General features: G+C 43.6%; 20 protein-coding genes. 10 read left to right on the top strand and 10 right to left on the bottom strand.

What is annotated here, in order from left to right; all coding sequences use genetic code 11:
* Positions 1 to 23: 23 nt before the first annotated feature.
* The 10 genes from AB4135_RS00830 to AB4135_RS00785 all read right to left on the bottom strand — a co-directional run bounded on the left by AB4135_RS00830 (position 24) and on the right by AB4135_RS00785 (position 9,554).
* The gene (locus AB4135_RS00830) at positions 24 to 518 is read right to left on the bottom strand and encodes a phosphatidylglycerophosphatase A (RefSeq protein ID WP_371989484.1); all 495 of its coding nucleotides are present in this window, start codon (positions 516 to 518) and stop codon (positions 24 to 26) included.
* Positions 518 to 1,477 (bottom strand): thiamine-phosphate kinase, encoded by a 960-nt coding sequence (thiL, locus tag AB4135_RS00825; RefSeq protein WP_371989483.1) that lies wholly within the window; start codon positions 1,475 to 1,477, stop codon positions 518 to 520. Before thiL ends, AB4135_RS00830 begins: the two co-directional genes overlap by 1 nt.
* 160 nt (positions 1,478 to 1,637) lie before the next feature.
* Complete coding sequence (nusB, locus tag AB4135_RS00820; RefSeq protein WP_371989481.1) at positions 1,638 to 2,045, bottom strand: transcription antitermination factor NusB; 408 nt, start codon at positions 2,043 to 2,045, stop codon at positions 1,638 to 1,640.
* Between the two features lie 14 nt (positions 2,046 to 2,059).
* Positions 2,060 to 2,536 carry a 6,7-dimethyl-8-ribityllumazine synthase gene (gene ribE, locus AB4135_RS00815; protein ID WP_020911507.1) on the bottom strand — a complete coding sequence of 159 codons (477 nt, stop codon included), beginning with the start codon at positions 2,534 to 2,536 and terminating at the stop codon, positions 2,060 to 2,062.
* Between the two features lie 145 nt (positions 2,537 to 2,681).
* Positions 2,682 to 3,785, bottom strand: a complete 1,104-nt coding sequence (gene ribBA / locus AB4135_RS00810) for a bifunctional 3,4-dihydroxy-2-butanone-4-phosphate synthase/GTP cyclohydrolase II (protein ID WP_371989479.1) — start codon at positions 3,783 to 3,785, stop codon at positions 2,682 to 2,684.
* 148 nt (positions 3,786 to 3,933) lie between these two features.
* Complete coding sequence (locus AB4135_RS00805; RefSeq protein WP_371989477.1) at positions 3,934 to 4,599, bottom strand: riboflavin synthase; 666 nt, start codon at positions 4,597 to 4,599, stop codon at positions 3,934 to 3,936.
* Positions 4,600 to 4,603: 4 nt separating this feature from the next.
* Positions 4,604 to 5,725, bottom strand: a complete 1,122-nt coding sequence (gene ribD / locus AB4135_RS00800; protein WP_371989475.1) for a bifunctional diaminohydroxyphosphoribosylaminopyrimidine deaminase/5-amino-6-(5-phosphoribosylamino)uracil reductase RibD — start codon at positions 5,723 to 5,725, stop codon at positions 4,604 to 4,606.
* Positions 5,726 to 5,771: 46 nt separating this feature from the next.
* On the bottom strand, positions 5,772 to 6,221 hold the full coding sequence (gene nrdR, locus AB4135_RS00795; RefSeq protein WP_020911503.1) for a transcriptional regulator NrdR: 450 nt from the start codon (positions 6,219 to 6,221) through the stop codon (positions 5,772 to 5,774).
* A 118-nt stretch (positions 6,222 to 6,339) separates the two neighbouring features.
* Positions 6,340 to 7,596 carry a serine hydroxymethyltransferase gene (gene glyA, locus AB4135_RS00790; protein ID WP_371989473.1) on the bottom strand — a complete coding sequence of 419 codons (1,257 nt, stop codon included), beginning with the start codon at positions 7,594 to 7,596 and terminating at the stop codon, positions 6,340 to 6,342.
* A 323-nt stretch (positions 7,597 to 7,919) separates the two neighbouring features.
* On the bottom strand, positions 7,920 to 9,554 hold the full coding sequence (locus AB4135_RS00785; RefSeq protein WP_371989471.1) for a DUF3943 domain-containing protein: 1,635 nt from the start codon (positions 9,552 to 9,554) through the stop codon (positions 7,920 to 7,922).
* Between the two features lie 500 nt (positions 9,555 to 10,054).
* On the opposite strand from AB4135_RS00785, the gene ettA reads away from it, so the two are divergent.
* From ettA to AB4135_RS00735, 10 genes are all read left to right on the top strand, one after another.
* Positions 10,055 to 11,722: an energy-dependent translational throttle protein EttA gene (gene ettA / locus AB4135_RS00780; RefSeq protein ID WP_371989469.1), complete on the top strand. Its 1,668-nt coding sequence runs from the start codon at positions 10,055 to 10,057 to the stop codon at positions 11,720 to 11,722.
* 251 nt (positions 11,723 to 11,973) lie between these two features.
* Entirely contained in the window at positions 11,974 to 13,191 is a 1,218-nt protein-coding gene (locus tag AB4135_RS00775) for a hypothetical protein (protein ID WP_371989467.1), read from the top strand.
* Positions 13,192 to 13,599: 408 nt separating this feature from the next.
* Positions 13,600 to 14,718 carry an acyltransferase gene (locus tag AB4135_RS00770; RefSeq protein ID WP_371989465.1) on the top strand — a complete coding sequence of 373 codons (1,119 nt, stop codon included), beginning with the start codon at positions 13,600 to 13,602 and terminating at the stop codon, positions 14,716 to 14,718.
* Positions 14,719 to 14,766: 48 nt separating this feature from the next.
* Positions 14,767 to 15,834, top strand: coding sequence for a shewanella-like protein phosphatase (locus AB4135_RS00765; protein WP_371989529.1), 1,068 nt, complete (start codon positions 14,767 to 14,769; stop codon positions 15,832 to 15,834).
* Positions 15,835 to 16,152: 318 nt separating this feature from the next.
* The gene (locus AB4135_RS00760) at positions 16,153 to 17,256 is read left to right on the top strand and encodes an efflux RND transporter periplasmic adaptor subunit (protein ID WP_371989463.1); all 1,104 of its coding nucleotides are present in this window, start codon (positions 16,153 to 16,155) and stop codon (positions 17,254 to 17,256) included.
* Complete coding sequence (locus AB4135_RS00755) at positions 17,257 to 20,364, top strand: multidrug efflux RND transporter permease subunit (RefSeq protein WP_371989462.1); 3,108 nt, start codon at positions 17,257 to 17,259, stop codon at positions 20,362 to 20,364. It begins immediately after the preceding gene.
* 203 nt (positions 20,365 to 20,567) lie between these two features.
* Complete coding sequence (locus tag AB4135_RS00750) at positions 20,568 to 21,053, top strand: VOC family protein (protein ID WP_371989460.1); 486 nt, start codon at positions 20,568 to 20,570, stop codon at positions 21,051 to 21,053.
* A gap of 499 nt (positions 21,054 to 21,552) precedes the next feature.
* Positions 21,553 to 23,046, top strand: coding sequence for a hypothetical protein (locus AB4135_RS00745; protein ID WP_371989458.1), 1,494 nt, complete (start codon positions 21,553 to 21,555; stop codon positions 23,044 to 23,046).
* 271 nt (positions 23,047 to 23,317) lie between these two features.
* On the top strand, positions 23,318 to 23,497 hold the full coding sequence (locus tag AB4135_RS00740; RefSeq protein ID WP_371989457.1) for a hypothetical protein: 180 nt from the start codon (positions 23,318 to 23,320) through the stop codon (positions 23,495 to 23,497).
* A gap of 119 nt (positions 23,498 to 23,616) precedes the next feature.
* Positions 23,617 to 24,090, top strand: coding sequence for an NYN domain-containing protein (locus AB4135_RS00735; protein ID WP_371989455.1), 474 nt, complete (start codon positions 23,617 to 23,619; stop codon positions 24,088 to 24,090).
* The last annotated feature ends 11 nt before the right edge of the window (positions 24,091 to 24,101 follow it).

Genomic DNA, 24,101 nt, shown 5'->3' with positions numbered 1-24,101 from the left:
CTTTTTTATTGTCTTACCCTTGATTAAATCAAGTAGTAAGCGGCAACTTGCAAACAGATCAGCGAGAATATACCCGCTAGCACATCATCAATCATGATACCGAATCCGCCATGTACTTTGGCATCAAGCCAGCGGATAGGCCAAGGTTTCAAAATATCGAAAAAGCGGAACAACACAAAGCCAGCTAACAACCATTGCCAACCAGCTGGGGCTGCAATCATGGTAATGAGTAAACCTGCTATTTCATCCCATACAATCGCGCCATGGTCATGAACGCCCATATCTTTGGCCGCTTTGTCGCAGATATAAAACCCAATTAACACACTAAATAATGTCAGCCCTATGTACCAAGGCAAGCTTAATGGCGCCATAAACAAAAATACAGGGATCGCGGCGATAGTGCCGAACGTTCCAGGTGCTTTTGCTGCTAAACCTGAGCCAAAACCCAATGCCAAAAAATGAATTGGGTTCTTAAGGGAAAGCTTAGCCACCGCTTTATCTTTTGAGAGTAAATCCATCAATTAAAATGCTCAAATCCAAGGTTAATCGGTTCAAATGGCTGGTTATCTAATAACAAGTTTAGCTTACCGCCAGTGCACACTTGACCAATTTGAGTAAACTTGACACCGGTTTCAGCCAATGCAATTTCTAATGCGCCTTTTTGCGCCTCAGAAACAGTAAAGAGTAACTCATAATCTTCTCCGCCAGTTAAAGCGTAACTCAATGCCATCTCTTCAGTGACATTGGCTTTCAATTCTTTAGATAAAGGCAGTTTATCGACGTTGACCATAGCACCAATATTAGAAGCTTTTAGTACATGCTGTATATCAGAGACTAAGCCATCAGAAATATCGATAGCACTGGATGCTAAAGTCCGTAACGCTTGTCCAGCAAGCACCCTTGGAGTCGGTCGATAATGGCGATTAATAAGATACTCTCTATCAGCCTCATTGCATTGTGCTTTGCCCCGCAGCAGATCCAAGCCTAATGCTGAATCGCCTAAGGTACCCGTAACATAGATCCAGTCACCGTTTTTTGCACCACTGCGTGTCAGACCTGTGTGCTTAGGTACTTGGCCATTGATCGTAATGGTGATTGAGCGAGGCCCGCGAGTCGTATCACCACCCACTAATGCAACACCGTAATACTCAGCAATTTCAAACATACCGGTACTAAAATCAGCAAGCCAGTTCTCATCGACTTCAGGTAGCGTTAGCGCCAGCGTCATCCAAGCAGGTTCAGCCCCCATAGAGGCAAGATCTGACAAGTTAACCGCTAACGATTTATACCCCAATGCATTAGCAGGCATATCAGGGAAAAAGTGTACGTTTTCCACTAGCGTGTCACAAGATATCGCTACAGACTTGTTAACAGCAGGCTCAACAATGGCACAATCATCGCCTATACCAACGGCCACGTCTTTTCGAGACTGGGCGCGCCCAGTAAAATAGCTTTCGATTAACTGAAATTCTTTCACAATACCAATCACAATTTAAAAGTGGACTGAAGAAAAAAGGGAGCCAAATAGCCTGTGGTTACCAAGGCTATTCCGCTGTGCTTACCCTGCATAGCTGTGGGCATGCAGCAAAGACTCTCTTTTAGCCATACAAAAACGGCATCCGAAGATGCCGTTTTGACTATTTAGTTCTTGCTACTAGCTTATCCAGAATACCGTTAACGAACTTATGTCCATCTTCAGCGCCGAATGCTTTGGCAAGCTCGATAGCTTCGTTAATCGCTACCTTATATGGAACGTCTTTACGGAAAGTTAATTCATACGTCGCTAGGCGTACAATCGCTTTCTCGACAGGATCAACTTCATCCATAGGACGAACCAAAAATGGAGTGATAAGCTCATCCAATTGGCTTTTCTTTGTTGCGACGCCACCTAATAACTCACGAAAGTAAGCTATATCGACACCATCAACATTCTGTTCAGTTAGAAACTCATGCTCAACATCAGCAATATTGTTGCCACTTAGCTGCCAAGAGTATATGGCCTGAACCGCTAAACGACGTGCCTTTCGGCGCTCTGAAGGCTTCATTAAATTGTCCTAAATTACAGCTGTTCTTCAAGTGCTTGCAAAACGTTAACCATCTCTAGCAGACCCAAAGCAGCTTCGCCGCCTTTGTTACCTGCTTTAGTACCTGAACGCTCAATAGCTTGTTCAATGGTATCTGTAGTTAAAACGCCGAATGAAACAGGAATATCATACTCAAGTGCAACTTGAGCTAACCCTTTATTACATTCGCCTGCAACCAGATCAAAATGAGGTGTACCACCACGGATAACCGCACCAAGTGAGATTATGCCGTCAAATTTTCCGCTTGCCGCAACACGACGGGCAGCAAGTGGCAGTTCAACAGCGCCTGGGACTTTAATTACAGTGATATTGTCATCTGCAACCTGACCAAAACGCTTTAGAGTGTCTACCGCACCATCAAGCAAACTCTCAACAACAAAGCTGTTGAAACGTGAAACTACAATCGCAATTTTTGCGTTTTTCGATTCGATATTACCTTGAACTACGTTCATTTGTCTTACCTAAATTAGCTTAATGACCCAGCATGGGGGCGGAAGAGGCGGTATGATACCACAGCCACTTACGCTGATCCCTATGCAATTTATAAGAAAAGAGTGAAATTACACCTAGGACGATAATAATCGCCACCAGTAAAATTTATTCTGCTATATATTCAGTAACTTCCAAACCAAAGCCTGAGAGTGAATGATAACGCTTTGGTGAACTAAGCAGACGCATAGACGTTACACCAACGTTAGCAAGAATTTGTGAACCAACACCGACTTGGCGAGATGTCCCTTGCCACTTAGCGGCAACAGGAGCACTGCCGTTATCTTCAGCTTCGAATGCTTTAACTTTAGCCAAAATATCACTGCTATGCTCTTGGTGACCAAGCAACACAAGTACACCACCTTCATCACCAATACGCTGCATTGCCTTCTCTAACGGCCAGCTACGTTGCTGATCACGCTCAGAGTGCAATAAGTCGTTAAAGGTATTTTGAAGGTGAACACGAACCAGAGCATTCTCGGTAACAGGACCTTTAACTAACACGTAATGTAATTGGTTATCGATAGTGTCACGAAAAGTGAGCATATCAAATTCGCCAAAACGAGTAGGAAGTTTACACTGTGCTTCACGCACAACACTGGTCTCTTTAGTATTGCGGTACTCAATTAAGTCAGCAATGGTGCCCATCTTTAAACCGTGCTTTTCAGCAAAGATTTCAAGATCGGGGCGACGCGCCATTGTGCCGTCGTCGTTTAGAATTTCAACAATCACTGATGATGCTTCAAAACCTGCAAGCCTTGCCAAATCACAGCCAGCTTCAGTGTGACCAGCGCGAATAAGCACGCCGCCCTCTTGCGCCATCAATGGAAAAATATGACCTGGCTGAACAATATCAGCTGGTTTGGCATCTTTACCGACAGCAGCTTTAACCGTCACAGCTCGATCTTGCGCTGATATACCGGTTGTTACGCCCTCTGCCGCTTCAATTGACACGGTAAAGTTAGTTGAAAACTGTGCATTATTGTTTGTCACCATCAACGGAAGATTTAACTGCTGGCAGCGTTCTTTGGTTAACGTCTGGCAAATAAGACCTCGACCAAAGGTGGCCATAAAATTAACGGCCTCAGGCGTCACCATGTCAGCAGCCATAATAAGGTCGCCTTCATTTTCTCTGTCTTCATCATCCATTAAGATAACCATCTTGCCCAGACGAATATCTTCAATGATCTCTTCTATACTATGTAACGCCATGTTTATACCTTTATTTTTTGTATTACTGCGTTAGCTGAGGTCGCTAATCAATAAGCCGCTTGCGGCACAGCAGTAAATAAATGTAATGTTTATTTTGTAGGATTTTCTAATGACAAATTCTATCGTTAAAATAGTCTTAAGCCAGTTTTTATCTTAAAAACCCTGAGCGAGCTAACAGATCCATAGTAACTTCTGACTTCGGTTGCTCTGCTTGCTGCTCTGATGAATAGCTCATCAACCTTTCTAAGTGGCGGGCAATAAGATCAACTTCAATATTGACGCTATCCCCCGCTTTCAAATTTATTAACGTTGTTTCGCCTGCGGTATGAGGCACTATGGTCAATCTAAAACGATGCCCTTGCACTTCATTAACTGTCAAGCTGACACCATCGATTGTAATCGAACCTTTATGGGCTATATAGCGCCCGAGTTCAGCAGGAGGCGTCAGCCAAAACTCTATGGCTTGGCCTCGTACTTGTCTATCATCAACATGAGCGATGCCATCAACATGGCCGCTAACCATATGCCCACCAAGGCGGGTTGTCGGAGTAACCGCTTTCTCTAGGTTTACAGCAGTACCAACGGCGTAATGAGCAAAGCCTGTTAAGCTAACCGTTTCGGCAGAAATATCGGCAACATAACCATCAGCTAGACGCTCAACAACGGTTAAACACACACCATTGGTGGCAATACTATCGCCTAGCTTTACATCTAACAGATCAAGCTTGCCACTTGCGACGGTTAATCTAATGTCATCACCACGGCGTTCTACTTTGCGCAGATGGCCTACTGATTCAATAATTCCAGTAAACATAAAGTTAGTTACTCATTCTTAATGTTAAGCGGGTATCTTTACCCACTTTTCGTTCATCTATTACATCAATAGTTGGGATTTCGGACATTTTCTCGAAATCGGGGAGCGTGAGTAGATCTCTACCGCCAGCGCCGAGTATTTTCATCGCTTGATACAAAATTATCTCATCGGCAGCATGGTTCGCTACAAACGCACCAGCAAGCGTCGCTCCAGCCTCTACGAGCACTGAATTACAGCTTTTACCTAACAGAGAGAGTAGAGCTTTAAGATCCACTCGATTATCTGTAGCAGGCAACACTTGGTGGCTCACATGAGCAGGCCATGCAGACTTCACCGATTCGGGATAGTCACAGGTACTAACAAGCAATATTGGGCTAGTAATACTAAACATATTCAACGTAGCACCCAGTCTAGCCTGGCTATCTAATATTACACGTAAAGGCTGATGCACTTCTGCTGGTGCGATCTCATTTGCTAAAGAACCCAACTCACTGTGGCGGACATTTAAACTAGGGTTATCTGCGAGGACAGTTTCTACGCCAGTGATCAAAGCGCAATGTCTGGCACGAATTCGCTGCACATCCCTTCTCGCTTCAGCACCTGTAATCCATTTTGATTCGCCGTTAGATAACGCCGTTTTACCATCAAGGCTAGCGGCTAACTTAACGGTTACCCAAGGTAAGCCTTGCTCCATACGCTTTAAAAAACCAAGATTAACCTGCTTGGCAGCATCGGTTAGTAAACCAACATCAACCTCAATTCCAGCCTCTTGCAACATGGTGATACCACGACCTGAAACTTGCGGATTAGGATCTGTAACCGCTACGACAACTCGGCTCACTCCAGCATCAATTAATGCTTTAGCACAGGGTGGGGTTCGTCCGTAATGACTGCAAGGTTCAAGAGTCACGTAGGCGGTAGCACCTTTGGCGTCATCACCCGCCATATTAAGCGCGTATACTTCAGCATGTGGCCCACCAGCGCGAATATGATACCCCTCGCCGATAATCACACTATCTTTAACAATGACGCTGCCAACACATGGGTTGGGTCTGGTGGTATAGAGTCCTTTTTGAGCTAATTCAATAGCTAGGCTCATCATTTGATTGTCTTCAGTTGACCACATAATGTAGCGAGTTCCGATTAATCAATTAGGGAATAAATAGATATGATTATTTCTGTAAGTTGGCGATTGCTTCACCAAACTCCGACACATCTTCAAACGCACGATAAACCGATGCAAAACGGATATAAGCTACTTTATCGAGATTAACCAATTGGTCCATCATTAGGTTACCAATCATCTCTGATTTGACTTCACGTTCGCCAGTCGCTCGTAGCGTCGATTTAATCTTAGTTAAAGACTGCTCAATCTGATCCATCGACACTGGTCTTTTCTCTACCGCTCTAAGCATGCCACCACGGAGTTTTTCTTCATCGAAAGGCTGTCGACTTCCGTCTTGCTTCACCACTCGCGGCATAACAAGTTCTGCGCCTTCAAACGTGGTATAACGCTCATGGCACTGTACACACTCTCTACGACGACGTACTTGATGACCATCAGCGACAAGTCGCGAGTCAATCACTTTAGTGTCTGTTGCGCTGCAAAATGGACAATGCATCTGGCCTCCGGTCAGTTAATAAGTGGAACAAAATACCTGTATCAAATTTGGCTGAAATACCAACAAAAATGGCCGCATAAATGCGGCCATTAAAGTTTACCTGATTTAACGCTTAAGGTTAACCGTAAACAGGGAACTTAGCGCATAATTCAAGAACCTGCGCTTTCACTCGTTCGCTAACTGCAAGATCGGTAATGTCATCGAGGACATCACACATCCAATTAGTCAGTAATACTGATTCTTGCTCACCAAAACCACGACGAGTAATTGCTGGAGAACCAATACGCAAACCAGATGTTACAAACGGTGAGCGTGGGTCATTCGGTACTGAGTTTTTGTTAACGGTGATATTTGCGTTACCCAGTGCAGCGTCAGCATCTTTACCAGTAATATCTTTGCTGATTAAATCGAGCAAGAACAAATGGTTGTCTGTACCGCCAGAAACTACATCATAGCCACGCTCAATGAAAGTGCGTGCCATTGCTTTAGCATTAACAACAACTTGCTCTTGATAAGTGGTGAATTCAGGGTCAAGTGCTTCTTTAAATGCAACCGCTTTAGCAGCGATAACATGCATTAAAGGACCACCTTGGCCACCAGGGAATACTGCAGAGTTAAGCTTCTTGTATATCGCTTCGTCATTAATGGCTGATAAGATCAAACCGCCACGTGGGCCCGCCAATGTCTTATGCGTTGTGGTTGTCACAACATGCGCATGCGGCAATGGGTTTGGATAGATACCTGCAGCAACAAGACCTGCAACGTGAGCCATATCGACAAATAAGTAAGCACCTACTTTATCTGCGATTTCACGGAACTTGCCCCAATCAACGATACCTGAGTATGCACTGAAACCTGCAATAATCATTTTAGGCTTATGTTCAACAGCTAAGCGCTCAACTTCAGCGTAATCTATTTTGCCGGTTGATTCGTCAATACCGTACTGAACAGCGTTATATAACTTGCCAGAAAAGCTAACGTGAGAACCATGAGTCAAATGGCCACCATGAGCGAGGCTCATACCTAGAACCGTATCACCACCTTGTAGAAGTGCCATGAATACAGCTGCGTTAGCTTGTGAGCCTGAGTGTGGTTGTACGTTTGCGTACGTTGCACCAAACAACTCTTTTGCGCGTGAAATCGCTAACTCTTCAACGATATCAACATGCTCACAACCGCCATAATAACGCTTGCCTGGGTAGCCTTCGGCGTACTTGTTAGTAAGCTGAGTGCCTTGTGCTTCAATAACGCGAGGACTTGTATAGTTTTCTGAAGCAATGAGTTCGATGTGCTCTTCTTGACGACGAGTTTCATCTTCAATCGCTGCAAACAGTTGTGGATCGTAATCCGCGATATTCATGTCTTTTTTCAGCATTATTCACTCCAGCTGTAAATTCTTATAGTAGGGTTGCGCGGTATGATACAGCGCAATTGATCACAATCCCAGCATTAGAAACATGAAATTACTTGCATTTAAAGCTGAGAGGCGTTTAAGGGGGCTAAAATAGTAAACATGAACAGCGTCAGCAACTGTATTACATAGCAAAAATACCTTTACCCTATCTATTCATTACCTTGCAGTGTAATCACAGAAAACTCTGTTCTAAAAATTAGCCGATTAATACCTGTTAAGTCATTTCAGTATGCTTGCAAAGAACCCGTTACTCTCCAGTTAATATCCAAGTAGCACGGCTATATTTAGTATTTATAAGCAAGCTTCAAACTCGTGCGATTTTCACTATCATCATTTCGAAACGAAATAGACGAATTATCAATACCGACCAGCTTACCAGTGCGGTCAATCCGTTCGTAATGCACACTGAGATCAAAGTTTTTCGTAATAGGAACATCTAAGTAAACCTCATAACGATCCCGTGCATCCTTGAAATCTAAATCGCTCTTATTTGGGTTCCAATCACTGCTACGGTTAAACTCTTTATCATCAATCGAGTCCCAACGTTGCGAGGTCACTTTTAACCCTAAGAGTAACTCTCTGTAACTGGCTTCAAATTTGACTTTTGCGGTATGCCCCAAGCCATAAGCATATCCCCCTTCCCATAGTACTGACTTCGTCCCCCAAAACTGTCCCCCTGCGGCACGATAGCTAGCATCCGCAAACGGCTTAACCATACTAAAATCACCAAATATATCGCCGCGGATACTGATAGCAAAATCAGCATTTTCCCACTCGCTTCCAATCGACAAACCAATCACATTTATCGCGGCAAAAAAGTCCTCTTCATCTTCCTGGCCTAAACTTGAATACTCTATCCCCATCGAAGGGCCAACAAACCAGCTATGTCCCCATGACTCACGCGAACCAGCGACGGGGGCAACCTCTTGCGTATAACCGCCTAGAAAAAGTGAGGAGGACAACTGCCAATCTTCTATCCCTTCTTGAGAGATCCCCATCTCCATATTGAGTTCAACCTGACTTGGGGTTCCTGAAAGCGCATCATATTGCCCCTGTATGCTATCAATACTGGCATCGACTCCGAGTAACACCGTCGTCGTTGAAATCTCTTCAGCCTCTTTTGTTGAATGAAGCACGCCAGTGTATATATCGAATCTATCTTGCGCTTTTTGCCTATCAAAACGATTGGGGCTGTTATAACCAAACCAACCGCGTATTGCACGCGAAGGGTTAAACACTGCAGCAAAGGTTGCTGGCATCCAGCCTTCTTTGGTATCAAGCATCTCGCCCAATTGAAAAAAACTTTCTCCCAATACTGAACCGCCAAATGTAGTCACAATCTGGTCATTAATGCTGACAACCTCTTTGTACTCAGCAAATACTTCCCATATTCCAGATGCTATAAAATTACCAAGCATAGACTCGTAATAGTTGAAGTTATAGTTACGAAAAGCTTGGTGGTATAGCGCGCCAGCATAAGCATGGCCCCAATTCATACCAATTTCGTTATCATCTAACTTCCAAGTTTCGGTAGTGATGATACGGTCAACAAAATACCGTCCAGTATTTCCCTCAATCTCATAGTCAAAATCTTCCTTCATGCTCTCTTCACCAGATTGATAGAGCACCTCCCCAATAACCAATACCGTGGTTATTTCCGCAAGTGCGCCCCACCAATCCTTTTCAACTAACTGAGGAGGTGTTGATGCGGCGTCGGCAGGTGGAGTATCTGAACTAGCCAAACTGTCAGCCGGCAAGCTAGGAGATGTAGCCGAGGAAAATACCACGCTGCTGGCTTCTAGTGGCAATAATACACTAGGCAAAGCATGCTCAAATGAGCTATCTGACGCAGCCGCATATAGCGGCGCATTGAAAACAAATACTGCAATACACAATACTACGGATTTATCTATGTTCAATTTAATCCCTTAAATAACCAACTCATATCGTTCACATGCGATATGTAGCGCAAACTTTCTAATTTTAAAATCACTACGGTATAGTAGGTCTCATCACACCACGGCGAATGTAACTATTATGTTACATTGGCTTTAACTAAATAACAGCTCTTGCGCTTAATTCAAACCTCATTTAATTCATCAACCATTAAACTAGCTAACAGTTAACGCTCTTCCTGCCAGCTTCCTAGCTTTATCACTATTGCTCTTATTCCACTCAAAGAGGTATTCAACAGTGCTGTGCATTACAAAACTGATATAGCATTGTAATTAAAGTCGCCAGCCTAAATCTAAATGCCTTGATTTAGCCTCTATTCGCGAGCCCGTGTTTAATCCACTCTACACTCTCAATCAACAGCGATTAGACTCTCGTTTATTTCATTTTTCTTGGTAGATAACGGCTGTAAGTTCGGTGACTATTCGAGTAGAATTACCGCCATTCCCAGTCAAAGAGAAATGAAATGGCTCAGTTTGTATACAGCATGCTTAGAGTGGGCAAGATTGTTCCGCCTAAAAAGCAAATTCTAAAAGATATCTCCTTAAGCTTTTTCCCAGGTGCCAAAATTGGTGTCTTGGGCTTAAACGGTTCAGGTAAATCAACTCTGCTTCGCATTATGGCCGGCCTCGATACTGAAATCGAAGGTGAAGCTAGACCGATGCAAGATCTTAAAATTGGTTACTTACCACAAGAACCTAAACTCGATCCGACCCAAACAGTACGCGAAGCGATTGAAGAAGCGGTTTCTGATGCTAAAAACGCACTGGTACGCTTAGATGAGGTTTATGCACTTTACGCTGAACCAGATGCTGATTTCGATGCCCTAGCTAAAGAGCAAGGCCAACTTGAAGCGATTATCCAGTCGCAAGATGCACATAACCTTGATGTGGTATTAGAACGTGCAGCCAATGCACTTCGACTCCCTGATTGGGATGAAAAAATTGAAGTTCTATCTGGTGGTGAAAGACGTCGAGTCGCAATTTGTCGCTTATTACTTGAAAAGCCAGACATGTTACTACTCGATGAACCGACCAACCACTTAGATGCAGAATCTGTCGCTTGGTTAGAACGCTTTTTACAAGAGTATACTGGCACCGTTGTGGCAATTACCCACGATAGATATTTCCTCGATAATGCCGCAGGTTGGATTTTAGAACTCGACCGCGGCGAAGGGATCCCGTGGGAAGGTAACTACTCGTCTTGGTTAGAGCAAAAAGATGCTCGTTTGCAACAAGAGTCTGCTACCCAAAGCGCTCGTCAAAAAACCATTGCCAAAGAGCTAGAGTGGGTACGCCAAGGGTCGAAAGGGCGTCAATCTAAAGGTAAGGCACGTATGGCTCGCTTTGAAGAGCTTAATACCAACGATTACCAAAAGCGTAACGAAACCAACGAGCTATTTATTCCACCAGGGCCACGTTTAGGTGACAAAGTTATTGAGATCAATAACCTGACTAAATCATACGGCGACCGAGTACTGATTGATGATTTAAGCTTTTCAGTCCCTAAAGGTGCAATTGTCGGTATTATCGGTGCCAACGGTGCGGGTAAGTCCACTTTATTCAAGATGATTTCAGGTACTGAGCAACCTGATAGCGGCAGTGTAGAGCTCGGCGAGTCAGTGCAAATAGCTTCAGTTGAGCAGTTCCGCGACTCAATGAACGATAAAAATACGGTATGGCAAGAGATCTCCGACGGCCAAGATATCATGCGGATCAACAACACTGAGATTCCAAGTCGTGCCTATGTTGGCCGTTTTAATTTCCGTGGTGGCGATCAGCAAAAAATTATCGGTACTCTATCGGGCGGTGAACGCAATCGAGTGCATTTGGCTAAGTTATTACAAGCTGGTGGCAACGTATTACTACTCGATGAACCAACCAACGATTTAGATGTTGAAACCTTGCGTGCACTTGAGGAAGCGTTATTAGAGTTCCCAGGTTGTGCCATGGTTATTTCCCATGACCGTTGGTTCTTAGATAGAATTGCGACGCACATTCTTGATTACCGCGACGAAGGAAAGGTTAACTTCTACGAAGGTAACTACACCGAATACTCGACGTGGTTAAAAGATACCTTAGGCACTGATGTTGTTGAGCCACACCGTTTAAAGTACAAGCGAATGACTAAATAGTCATAAGCTCAGTTCATATAAAACAGAGGCTTCGGTCTCTGTTTTTGTTTCTGCCAGCCTATTTGCCACGCCAGTTTTCCGCCAGCCGTCAAATTATTAGCACAACAATGCACAATCTAATTGTATAGTTAATTTAACTGCAGTAATATACTTTATACATTATACCTGCGCCAGTGATTTTCGATGAGTTTTTAGTACATCGAGACCACCTACGTTGGTCATTCAGTGAATAATTTTAAACGGAGTTTTCAGTGAGATACGGTTTAATTCCCCTTGCGGTTATTTGTTTATTCTCAAGCAACTCATTTGCAAAATTAAAAGTGATTACCCCTGCCGAAGAGGGTCTGTTTGAGCAAATTGAAAGCCAATATGATATAGACTCTGAACTGATCTCTGTTAATGATAAATTTTCACAATTAAATAAGCGCTCCTACGATATTCAAGAGTTAAAAGAGAAGATTGCGCTTAATCAAGCACAATACCAAAAGCTTATTGCTCAGCTACCCAACAAAATTTTAGCTAAAAGTAATATGAGTAATTTCTACGCTCAAATAGAAGACAATATCAATTCAACGGCTAACTTAACCCTAAAAACAGAAATAGATACTGCTGCATTAGAACGCCATAGCCTCACTATTCAAGAAGAGTTCGAGACGGTTAATAAGCGTAGATTACAAAAGAGTCAGCAACTGTTTGAGCTAAAAACAGACATAATTAATAGGCTAATCAGCGACCTATCAAAATCGACGAGTAACATGCCTATTAATATTAATGGCTCAACAAAATGTTCTAAGTTTCAATCTATCTCTGATTGTTTGAAAGAATCTAAGAGCCAAATTCTGTCGAGTACCCGCAATAAGTCACCATTTCTGAACGACAAAAGCGTTTTACTTTCTTATCAAGTTGTTGATGCGAATATGAATATGGCAGGCGATCTGCGCTATAACGTTGCAATGGATTTCAAGCCCTCTTATAACAGCAAAATAGATACCGTTTTAAATGAAAAGCTAGGATTACGATCGGCAATGGTGACACTTGTCAGTAACGTGCCGGCAGATTGGTTTATCAATGGTAAAAAAATCGGCTCAGGAAAAGAGTTATTCCATGAAATACCACTAGGAAAACATGGCATCTTGGCGTCATATCAAAATAACGATAAATCCAGCGTTGAGAAGATTGAAGGCAACGGTGTGTTTAGCTATAACTTCAAAGATAACAAGCAGAAAAAAATACTCAAAGTAAGTAATAGTGTTGAACGCTTACCTAGCGTTGAAGTCGCAAAAGGCAGTATTAAACCTAAGAAAAAAGCCAAATTCACTCTGCTCGCCGATAACACCACAATCCCAACACCTGAAAAACAAAAACAGGCAGACACTGAGCCTGAAAAAGGCTATGAGTATTTTATGGGGGTTGCACCGTCATCAAAGCAACAGAATATCGAATTTACTAATGAGCCGACTAATAAATAACTTCGTGCAATAGCCTAGCTTACTAGGGTCTGTTGATCTTTGATGGATGTTTTTGCCGCCGATTAATCGCTACTTTGGCAAGGCGAAGACTATGCGGTTTAGTCATTCACCCCAATTGGCTTCAACGCAGTAAAAATAGCCAAGAATCACGGCCTTTAGGGGTCGTTTCAATGCTTTTATTACAGTGTTATTAGCTTTTCGCTTAGCGAGATGCTTGTACTAAAAGCATTATTCCTTACGGTAAACAATCGAACAAAAAACAAGCTAAAAAGGTAAACGGATCCTAGACATAAAGTCAGTTAGATTAAACGCTATTCACTTCACCGCTGCATTTTCACAACAAAATAACTCTAATTATGAGATGCTAAGCATTAAACCAGTGAATTAACAATAATAAGAGCCAATGCCATGGATGAAAAACTCACTCAAGCTCAAGACAGTCCCTCCTCCCCAACTACTGATCCTGTTGTTACTGAAAAGAAGCCCAAAAAGTTCTTAAATAGCATTAACCACTTCCGTGGCATCGCTATTATTTTCATTGTGATGGCACACTGCTATAGGCCTGCGGGATGGCAAATAGAAACCTTTGCCGATAAAGCTTGGTTTAACTTGATGATGAACGGCACTGTCTTTTTTGTTTTCATTTCAGGGTTTCTGTTTCATCATGTGTTTTATCATCGCTGGGACTACAAAAAGTATATGAAAAGCAAAACAAAGTTTGTTTTTCTGCCCTATTTATTACTATCACTACCATGGATTGTTTGGCACTTAACCGTTGGCACTGAACCGGCATTTCATGTGCTTTATGCTGATATCACAGCACCTGCTCAAGCTGCTAGCTGGTATGTCATCACCGGACGCACTTTAACCGCATACTGGTATATTCCTATGGGAATGATGCTATTTGCGCTATCTCCTTGGGTCATGTATTTGATCAAAAAACAGCAGGTAATGTACTGGGCTTTGGCACTATTAGTCATCGCTATTCTCGTTCATCGACCGATTTCAAACCTCAACGCTATTCAATCACTCGTCTATTTCTTACCCTGTTACTTATTAGGGGTTTGGGGGTCAGCTCATCGCGATAAACTGTTTCCATTCATCGATAAATATTGGTTGTTAATGCTGGTTGCAGCGATTGCACTCGCACTGGTTCAGGCACAATTTTTTGGCGCTGGGGTGCTCAACAAAGCCCCATTCGAAATGACAGTTCCCGATTTAATGTTGCCACAAAAGTTGCTACTGACTCTAGTCATATTGGCACTACTCAATAAGTTTGAACATATCTCGATTGCGCCGTTACAAAAACTGGCTGAAGTCAGTTTTGCCATTTACTTCATCCATCCCTGGCTCACCACGCCATGGTGGATGATATATGACAGCCCAGATCTGTTTGGACTTGCAGGTAAGGGCAATATATTTACCACGTTAATCGTCACCCTCTTAGTCGTTGCTATCTCCTATATGATTGCATTATTAATTAAAAAATTGATGAGTAAGCGCAGCCGTTACCTAATTGGTTGGTAATTGTCCTCTCTAAATTCCGACAATAATAAAAGAAGTAATATAGAAATGATGAATAACATTTTTCGCGCTGTAATACTTGGGCTTGCATTAATTAGCACTGTAGTGATTTCAAGTGACAAGGGGGAGTTTGACGGTCCTTATGTAATAACACCTGCATCATCAAGCCAAAGTACCGCTTACTGGGTGTGTAACAGCAAACTTAAGAGCACCTCTGTTATACAGCAACAGGTGAAGCGTCCCGAATCCTGTGGTCAGTTGCCCCAAACTACCATCTCCCCCAAGATAAAACAGGTAATGCCTGATACATACTCAGGCATTAAAAAAGTCGTCGCCCTAAGCGATGTACATGGTCAATTTGATGTACTTATTACATTGTTGACCAACCAAAAAATTATCGATGTTGAAGGGAATTGGGCTTTTGGTGATGGTCATATGGTAATGACAGGCGATATCTTTGATCGTGGCCACCAGGTCAATGAAGTATTGTGGTTTATGTATCAACTCGACCAACAAGCAAGAGATGCCGGCGGCATGGTGCACCTGTTAATGGGCAACCATGAGCAGATGGTGCTCGGCGGTGACTTACGTTATGTACACCAACGCTATGATGTTGCCGCTGAACTGCTTAAACGTCCCTACGACAAACTTTACGGTGCCGATACAGAAATAGGTCAATGGCTCAGAAGTAAGAACACCATCATCAAGATAAATGATGTGCTCTATATGCACGGTGGGATCAGCAGCGAATGGATAAGCCGAAACCTTACATTAGCGAGAGCGAACAAGCTTTATAGACAATATGTGGATGCTTCAAAGCAATCACGTAAAGACGATGATGAACTCAACTTTCTATTCTTTGGCAATGGTCCTACATGGTACAGAGGTTACTTTTCAGAAGAGTTTACCGAAGCAGAACTCGACACCATCCTCAACCACTTTGATGTAAAGCGAATTGTAGTTGGTCACACATCTCAAGATAGAGTATTAGGGCTGTTTAATAATAAGGTGCTTGCTGTTGATACCAGCATCAAGAAAGGCCAATCAGGTGAACTGCTTCTTATAGAAAACAAGCAGCTTACGCGCGGCTTGTATAACGGCAGCCGTGAGGTTCTATAACCAATACCGCTAACGACACAACACCAGTGGCCAAATTACAACTGAGCAACCCGCTGGTGTAAAATTCAACTAAGCATAACCTCAAAAAATACAAATCTTATCGTTAACAGCGAATTAAAGCGCTTTGCACTTTAAATAAATCCAACAGATGAAAACAGAAAGATCATTCCACCACTATAAATGTTAAAAGATGAATGCTTAAGTTAGCCATTTGTAAATAACTAAATGCTAATTTTCTATACTTTACATTGCTTTACCCTACTCGAGCTATTTTTTTTCTAAAATAGGCTCAACTTTAGCAGCGTTAAGTAATCACTCATGAAAGTATCATCTTTTGTTATTCCTATCTTTCTTATAGTCGCGGGCACGCTAACTTATAGCAGTTTATCTGAAGCGAAAAGGCCTGCTGCAAAAGATCGTGCTGTACGCACTGTTCCGGTTATCACTGGTATTGTCGACCAGCATGAACTCGCTCAAACTCTCTCTCTTGTCGGTAAGCTAGATGCTGAAGAGTCGGTGTTCATTGCGCCGCAGATTGCAGGCAAAATCCGTTCAATTAACGTCAGCTCAGATCAAAATATCACTGCGGGTCAACTGTTAGTCCAACTTGATGATGCTAAAGCTCAAGCTGCGCTTGCTGAGGCTGCAAGTTATCTGGCGGATGAGAAGCGCAAGCTGACAGAGTTTTCGAAGCTTATTAGTCGCAACGCTATCACTCAAACAGAAATAGATGCTCAGAAAGCCAGTGTTGATATGGCCACTGCTAGGCTTGCTGCAGCCCAAGCCGACCTTGATTATCACTACCTAAGTGCGCCCTTTTCAGGCACTGCTGGCTTAATCGATTTCAGCCAAGGGAAAATGGTCACCGCTGGCACCGAACTGCTTACACTCGACGATCTTTCAAGCATGCGCTTAGATCTACAAGTCCCAGAGCATTACCTTGCGATGCTGAGTCAAGGTATGAGTGTAAAAGCGACCAGCAGAGCCTGGCCCAATACCCACTTCGTAGGCAAAGTGACTGCTATTGACTCTCGTGTAAACCAAGACACCCTAAACCTTCGAGTAAGAGTGCAGTTTGACAATCCGCAACATCATCTAAAGCCTGGCATGATGATGTCTGCAATCTTGGCATTTCCGAGTGTCTCGGAGCCAGTCATTCCAGTACAAGCACTTGAGTACTCTGGTACCAATCGCTTTGTATATGTTGTTGGTGAGGACGGAATCGCCAAACGCACCAAAGTCATCTTAGGGGCGCGTATCGACAACGAAGTGTTAATCACCGATGGCCTAACCATTGGCGATAAAGTGGTGGTACAAGGACTGGTTAATATGCGTGATGGTTTAATGGTTGAAGACCTCAGTAACTCAGCAATTGCCCAAGACGCTAAACAACAGACAGAGCAAGCGCGAGGTAGCATCTAAATGTGGTTATCTGATGTATCCGTCAAACGCCCTGTTGTCGCCATTGTTTTAAGCTTACTGCTGTGTGTCTTTGGCGCAGTGTCGTTCAGTAAACTCGCTGTTCGTGAAATGCCAGATGTTGAAAGCCCTGTTGTAACAGTAATGACAACCTATGACGGTGCTTCGGCGACCATCATGGAAAGCCAAATAACCACCGCATTGGAAGATGAGCTCACCGGCATTAGTGGCGTAGATCAAATCGAATCTGTCACCCGTAATGGCATGAGCCGCATTACAGTCACCTTCTTTTTGGGCTGGGATCTCACCGAAGGCGTCAGTGACGTGCGTGATGCCGTTGCCCGTGCGCAGCGTAGACTCCCCGATGAAGCTAACGATCCAATCGTGTCGAAAGATAACGGCACTGGTGAACCATCGGTGTACGTAAACCTCAGCTCATCCATCATGGATAGAACCCAACTTACCGATTATGCCCAGCGCGTACTCGAAGATCGCTTTAGCTTAATTAGCGGCGTGAGCAGCGTCGATATTTCAGGTGGTCTATATAAGGTGATGTACGTCCAGCTCAAACCTGAGCTAATGGCAGGCCGACAAGTTACCGCTAGCGACATTATTAACGTACTCAACCAAGAGAACGTCGAAACACCCGGCGGTGAAGTCAGAAACGACACCACGGTAATGGCTGTAAGAACCGCTAGGTTATATCAAAGTCCTGAAGACTTTGACTATCTAGTACTACGCCGCGCAAGCGACGGTACACCAGTCTATTTAAAGGATGTCGCCGATGTATTTATTGGCGCAGAAAATGAAAACTCTACTTTTAAAAGCGACGGCGTGGTTAACATCAGTTTAGGTGTGGTGCCGCAATCAGACGCTAACCCGTTAGAAGTTGCCCAAGATGTGCATAAAGAGGTCGACCGCATTCAACAATTCCTGCCAGAAGGCACCAAGCTGATTGTTGATTATGACTCTACCGTATTTATCGACCGCTCAATTGATGAAGTATTTAACACCTTAGCCGTCACCGCACTGTTAGTGATATTAGTGTTGTACATTTTCATTGGGCAGGCACGGGCAACGCTTATTCCGGCTGTCACTGTGCCAGTGTCATTAATCTCAGCTTTCATTGCCGCCAATAGTTTTGGCTTCTCAATCAACTTGCTGACCTTAATGGCACTTATCCTATCGATTGGGCTAGTGGTCGATGATGCCATTGTGGTGGTCGAAAACATCTTCCACCATATAGAAAAGGGTGAGCCGCCGATCCTCGCGGCTTACAAAGGTACCCGTGAAGTTGGCTTTGCGGTTGTGGCAACCACTGCGGTATTGGTAATGGTATTCCTACCTATCTCCTTTATGGAGGGGATGGTTGGCCTACTGTTTACTGAATTCTCGGTTATGCTAGCGGTTTCTGTCATCTTCTCTTCGATTGTGGCACTCACCCTGACTCCGGTACTGGGCAGTAAATTACTCAAAGCCAATGTAAAGCCAAGTCGTTTTAACCTGTGGGTTGAAGCTAAATTCGCCCGACTAGAGCAACTCTATCGACGAGTGGTCAGCAAAGCCGTGTCATTCAGACTGGCAGCGCCTTTAGTCATCATCGCCTGTATTGTCGGTAGTGGCTTGTTGATGAAACAAGTACCGGCTCAGCTAGCACCGCAAGAAGATAGAGGCGTAATATTTGCCTTTATCAAAGGCGCAGAAGGCACCAGTTACAACCGTATGGCCGCTAATATGGAGATAGCAGAGAAAAAGCTCATGCCACTTTTAGGCCAAGGGGTAGTCAAGTCTTTTAGCATTCAAGCACCGGCATTTGGTGGCCGTGCTGGCGACCAAACCGGCTTTGTTATTATTCAGCTAGAAGATTGGAATGAACGAACCGTTAATGCCCAACAAGCACTGGGCGTTATCGCCCAAGCGTTAAAAGGGATCCCCGACGTGATGGTGCGGCCTATGCTGCCAGGCTTTAGGGGCGGCTCCAGTGAACCAGTGCAGTTTGTTTTAGGTGGTTCTGACTATCAAGAGCTATTCAAATGGGCAACGGCATTAGAGGAAGAGGCACTCTATAGCCCAATCCTAGAAGGCCCTGAAATCGATTATAAAGAGACTACACCAGAGTTAGTGGTCACCGTTGACCGTGAACGTGCAGCGGAGCTGGGCGTTAGCGTTGCCGAGGTGTCTGAAACACTTGAGGTGATGTTAGGTGGCCGCAGTGAAACCACGTTTGTCGAGCGTGGTGAAGAGTATGACGTGTATCTTCGTGGTGATGAAAATAGCTTTAATAGCGTAGCGGATCTAAGCCAGATCTATATGCGCTCAGCTAAGGGAGAGCTTATCACCCTAGATACCATCACCCATATCGAAGAGGTTGCCTCAGCGCAAAAACTTAGCCACAACAACAAACAAAAGTCGATAACCCTAAAAGCAAACTTAGGTGAAGGCTATACCTTAGGTGAAGCGTTAGACTTTTTAGATCAAAAAGCCATTGAGATGCTGCCAAGTGATATCTCCGTTGCTTACACCGGCGAGTCTAAAGACTTTAAAGAAAATCAAAGCAGTATTTTCATGGTATTTGGTTTAGCCCTACTGGTTGCTTATCTAGTGTTAGCCGCGCAATTTGAAAGTTTCATCAACCCATTAGTGGTGATGTTTACGGTACCAATGGGTGTCTTTGGTGGCTTCTTAGGACTCTACTTAACTGGGCAAGGACTAAACATCTATAGCCAAATTGGCATGATAATGCTGATTGGTATGGTGACCAAAAACGGTATTCTAATCGTCGAGTTTGCTAACCAACTAAGGGATAAAGGTTTAGCGATAGAGCAGGCGATTATTGACGCTTCAGCAAGACGTCTACGTCCTATTCTTATGACTGCATTCACTACCCTAATTGGTGCGATACCGCTCATTATGTCAACTGGCGCGGGCTCTGAGAGCCGTATCGCAGTGGGTACCGTGGTGTTCTTCGGTATGGCATTTGCGACATTTGTCACCCTACTGATCATCCCTGCTATGTACCGATTAATCTCTGGCGCTACCAAATCACCGGGGTACGTCGAAGCCCAGCTTGATAAAGCAATTGCCGAGCAAGCACTAAAACAACAGCAATAGCCAGTACACTAACAGCAGCTTTAACCATAAAGGGCTTATCATTACTGATAAGCCCTTTTTATATCTCAATTCCATCGAACGCAATTAATAACATAAAATTATTGTTTTTATAAAATTTGATAATTTTTATAAACAGTAACTCCCACCTATAATTCTTCCATCGAAACAAACAAGCAATTACACAGCAGAATTAGGGGTAAGTTATGAAAATGAATCACATAGGTATTATGGTTGGTGACATGGACCAAGCCGTTGAGTTTTACACTAAAGCGCTGGGTCTTAAAGTCGTCATGGGAAACACCCAAGTTAAAGAAGAGCGCGAAACCGCAATCGGTAGAATGTGTGTTGCTGTATTTGGCGAAGGCTTTAAAGGCTTTAACATTGCCCACTTACTGACGACCGACGGTATTGGCGTTGAACTGTTTGAAATGAAGGAGCGCCAACAGCGCCATGAAGTTGATTTTTCTCGCATTGGCATTTTCCACTTCTGCCTGCAAACAGACGACTTCCAGGGTGTTATCGAGCGTACTCAGCAACTAGGCGGCAAGGTACGCATGGACATTATGCGCTACCACCCAGAAGATGATAGCAAGCAAGCTAAAATGGTTTACTTAGAAGACCCATTTGGCAATCTATTTGAACTGTACTCGCACACTTATGCTGAAACTTACGCATCTGATTACGAGTAAGTGGCATAAGCGCTAGCATTTAAAGCCGCTAGAATTAGCGGCTACTCGCGTACAAATTCCGTATAAGGGTTGACCATGAGTCAGCCCTTTATTCTGTCAGCTTGAGAGCCAATCCACATCAATCAGTGCAAGGGTTCAGCTAACGAGCTGCGACCTAAATAAAGGCCTAGCCCTATAGGTAAATCCACTATCACAATGCATTATAGGCGTCATTTTTTTGCCTTCTCCCCTTATTAACGACGAGCCCGTCAAAATAAACAGTTATACAAAGTGATACACCCGCTACAACAAACATGAATCAGTAAATAACCAGAATAGCCTGAACTCAATAACAAAACATTCAACCAACCTTAACGTCAACCAATCCAACCTATAGCAAACAACAAGTTAACAATGAAATGCTTTTAATGTGTTTAGCAACTAACTTAGTAATATTGGCCAAGTATTTGCTAGTAACTGCACAATATAAAACATACGTAATATTATTAAGGTGTAACTGGTGAAAAAACAACTCTCTTTAGCGGTAGTAATTGCATTAGGTTTAGCAGCATGTGGTAGCAGTGATAGCTCATCTTCACCAGAACCGGCGCCAAAATATGATTGGCAAATCATTAACCTCTATGCAGCAAACCAAAGCGATGTCGCTAAAGGTTGTGTCATTTACGACAATGCGGTTGCTGAACCGCAGAAAGTCATTACTGCATCAATTGCACTTTATGGCTATAACATTCTATTTCATAACCGCGATGGTAGTGTAATCGCCAAACATACAATTAAAGCGACTGATGTGCCAAGTACTGGCATTGTTAGCATTGATAGTGCAAATGTGCCTGACGGCGGCTACGTGTCACTGGAAGAGGTTGATGGTGGTATAGGTGGTAACGCCGACGTCTATATGTTCACAGTACAAAAAGAGTTATTGTCAGATCTAGTACTCAATGTTCGCCAACCTCAAATTGGCGCCAGCTGCTTTAAAGGTAGCCAAGCGCTACCCGTCGAAATAGTAAAAAGTGCGGCGGTTTCTGTACTACAAGAGAAAAGTATCAGCCACTACCAGTCAAGTTACGGCATGGATGTCGATGGTCACAGTATCTCTGCACACATTCCCGTAAAATCAGAGTTGCCAGCTCAGAAACAGGTACTGGTAACCGCTTACCAAGATGATACCGATAGTAAAGCAAGTATCATGAGCCATTATGGCCTTATCCAGCCTGGCTACATATACGACAGCAATAACCCAGGCTCTATTATTGCCAGACCACTCACTAATGAAAATCTAATCTACCAACCTTGGAGTTCACAAGATAATCTCAGCGTTGATAGAGACAGCGCGATCTATATGGTTTATGGCGATAACAGTTACCTTTGGCAGTCAATTTTCAACTCAAACCATGAGTTCGCCTTAGTGAACGGCAACAGCGATATGCAACATTGGTCAGCCTACTTTACTGGTGTCGATGCAGACTATGAATGGCAATATCACTCTTATATTGCACTGGACGGCGCCAACAGTGTGGTTGTTAATGCGTTGCCAGCAATGTACGACTTTAGTGACATGGGAATTACCAGCAGCTGCAGTTCAGAGACATCTGCTGACTTATGCATAGATACATCTAGCTTCAGCACCATTGACTTTGATCTGCAGCGTACCCAAGTGCGGTCGACTGCAACCGTTGGCGGCCGTAATTTCTACCAATCTATCTATGCCGTGCCGAGTGCTCAGCAAGTGTTAATGAACAGCAGTGTGGCCATCATGGATCCGAGTGAGAACAACCGTGTAGAAGTTGGTCTAACAAAGTCAGATAACCTACCACAAGCACTTAGCTATATGATGGCTGAATCAATAAACATACAAACGGCAGCTAAAGACTCACCGATAGTGCCAGACTTCACAGACACAAACGGATCCATTTTGACCTTAGCTGAAAAGACCGCTGTCCATCAGGCTATCCTTGGGACAAACAGCACTATGGTGGCAAACAGTAAAAACTAACCTATCGCTGTAGTTAGGCCCCGCACCCAATAACAAAGGACGCTATTTAGCGTCCTTTTTATCTTTTATTAACACCGATTAAAAATTTCGACGTGCAAACAACATAAACAATTAAATCCCAGCTACTCAGCATTTAAGGCTAAAAAGCACCCTCCACAAAGCTACAAAAACCACCAATCTAGGCAGAATCTTTACTACGGACTATAATTAACTGCATTGATAACAGGTTGAAACTAAGTTGTCTTTCACCTTACCCGCAAAGGATATGCAAATGATTAAGCCCTCAATGCCCTCAAGAGTGATCGAGACAATCAATGTCAATGGCCAGTTTTTAGCTGACAGACGCAGAGCCGAGCCAGAAGATACCTTAGAAAAACAGCAGCTTGAAGCATATGAGCGTCGCCAAGAAAATCTCGCTAATCTAGAAACAAGTATCGACATTTGGGTTTAACACCAGCCAACTTAAATTAACGCTCAGCGCCTTCCAACTACCAAATGGCTGTATAACGCTTCACTCCACTCGCTAGCTCATGTATTGTCTTGAGGCTACTTGCCAATTATGGACACTCTGTGAAAAAAATCGCTCTGTTTGTTGATGTTCAAAACATTTACTACACCTGCCGCCAAGCCTATGGTCGCCAATTTAACTACCGAAAACTGTGGCAACATCTTGGCTATGAAGGCGAAATAACAAACGCAACAGCCTATGCGATTCATCGTGGTGATGATGGCCAACTCAAATTCCAAGATGCGCTAAAACACATCGGATTTGACGTCAAACTTAAGCCCTTTATCCAGCGTAGCGATGGCTCAGCAAAAGGCGACTGGGATGTGGGGATCACCATCGACATCATGGAAGCCGCCGGCGAAGTCGACAGTATCATTTTGCTCTCAGGTGACGGTGACTTTGATCTGTTAATGCTAAAAATCTATCAGAAGTATGGTGTTGAAACCCAGGTCTATGGTGTGCCGGGATTAACGGCTAAATCTTTAATTGATTCAGCCAGTCAATACCATGAAATTGATGACAGTTTACTGCTCTAATCGCTATAACT

The organism is Shewanella sp. 10N.286.54.B9 (genome assembly GCF_041468565.1).
Taxonomy (GTDB): domain Bacteria; phylum Pseudomonadota; class Gammaproteobacteria; order Enterobacterales; family Shewanellaceae; genus Shewanella.
The sequence above is the reverse complement of the archived record's forward strand: the minus strand, read 5'-3'. Positions and strand labels throughout refer to the sequence as shown.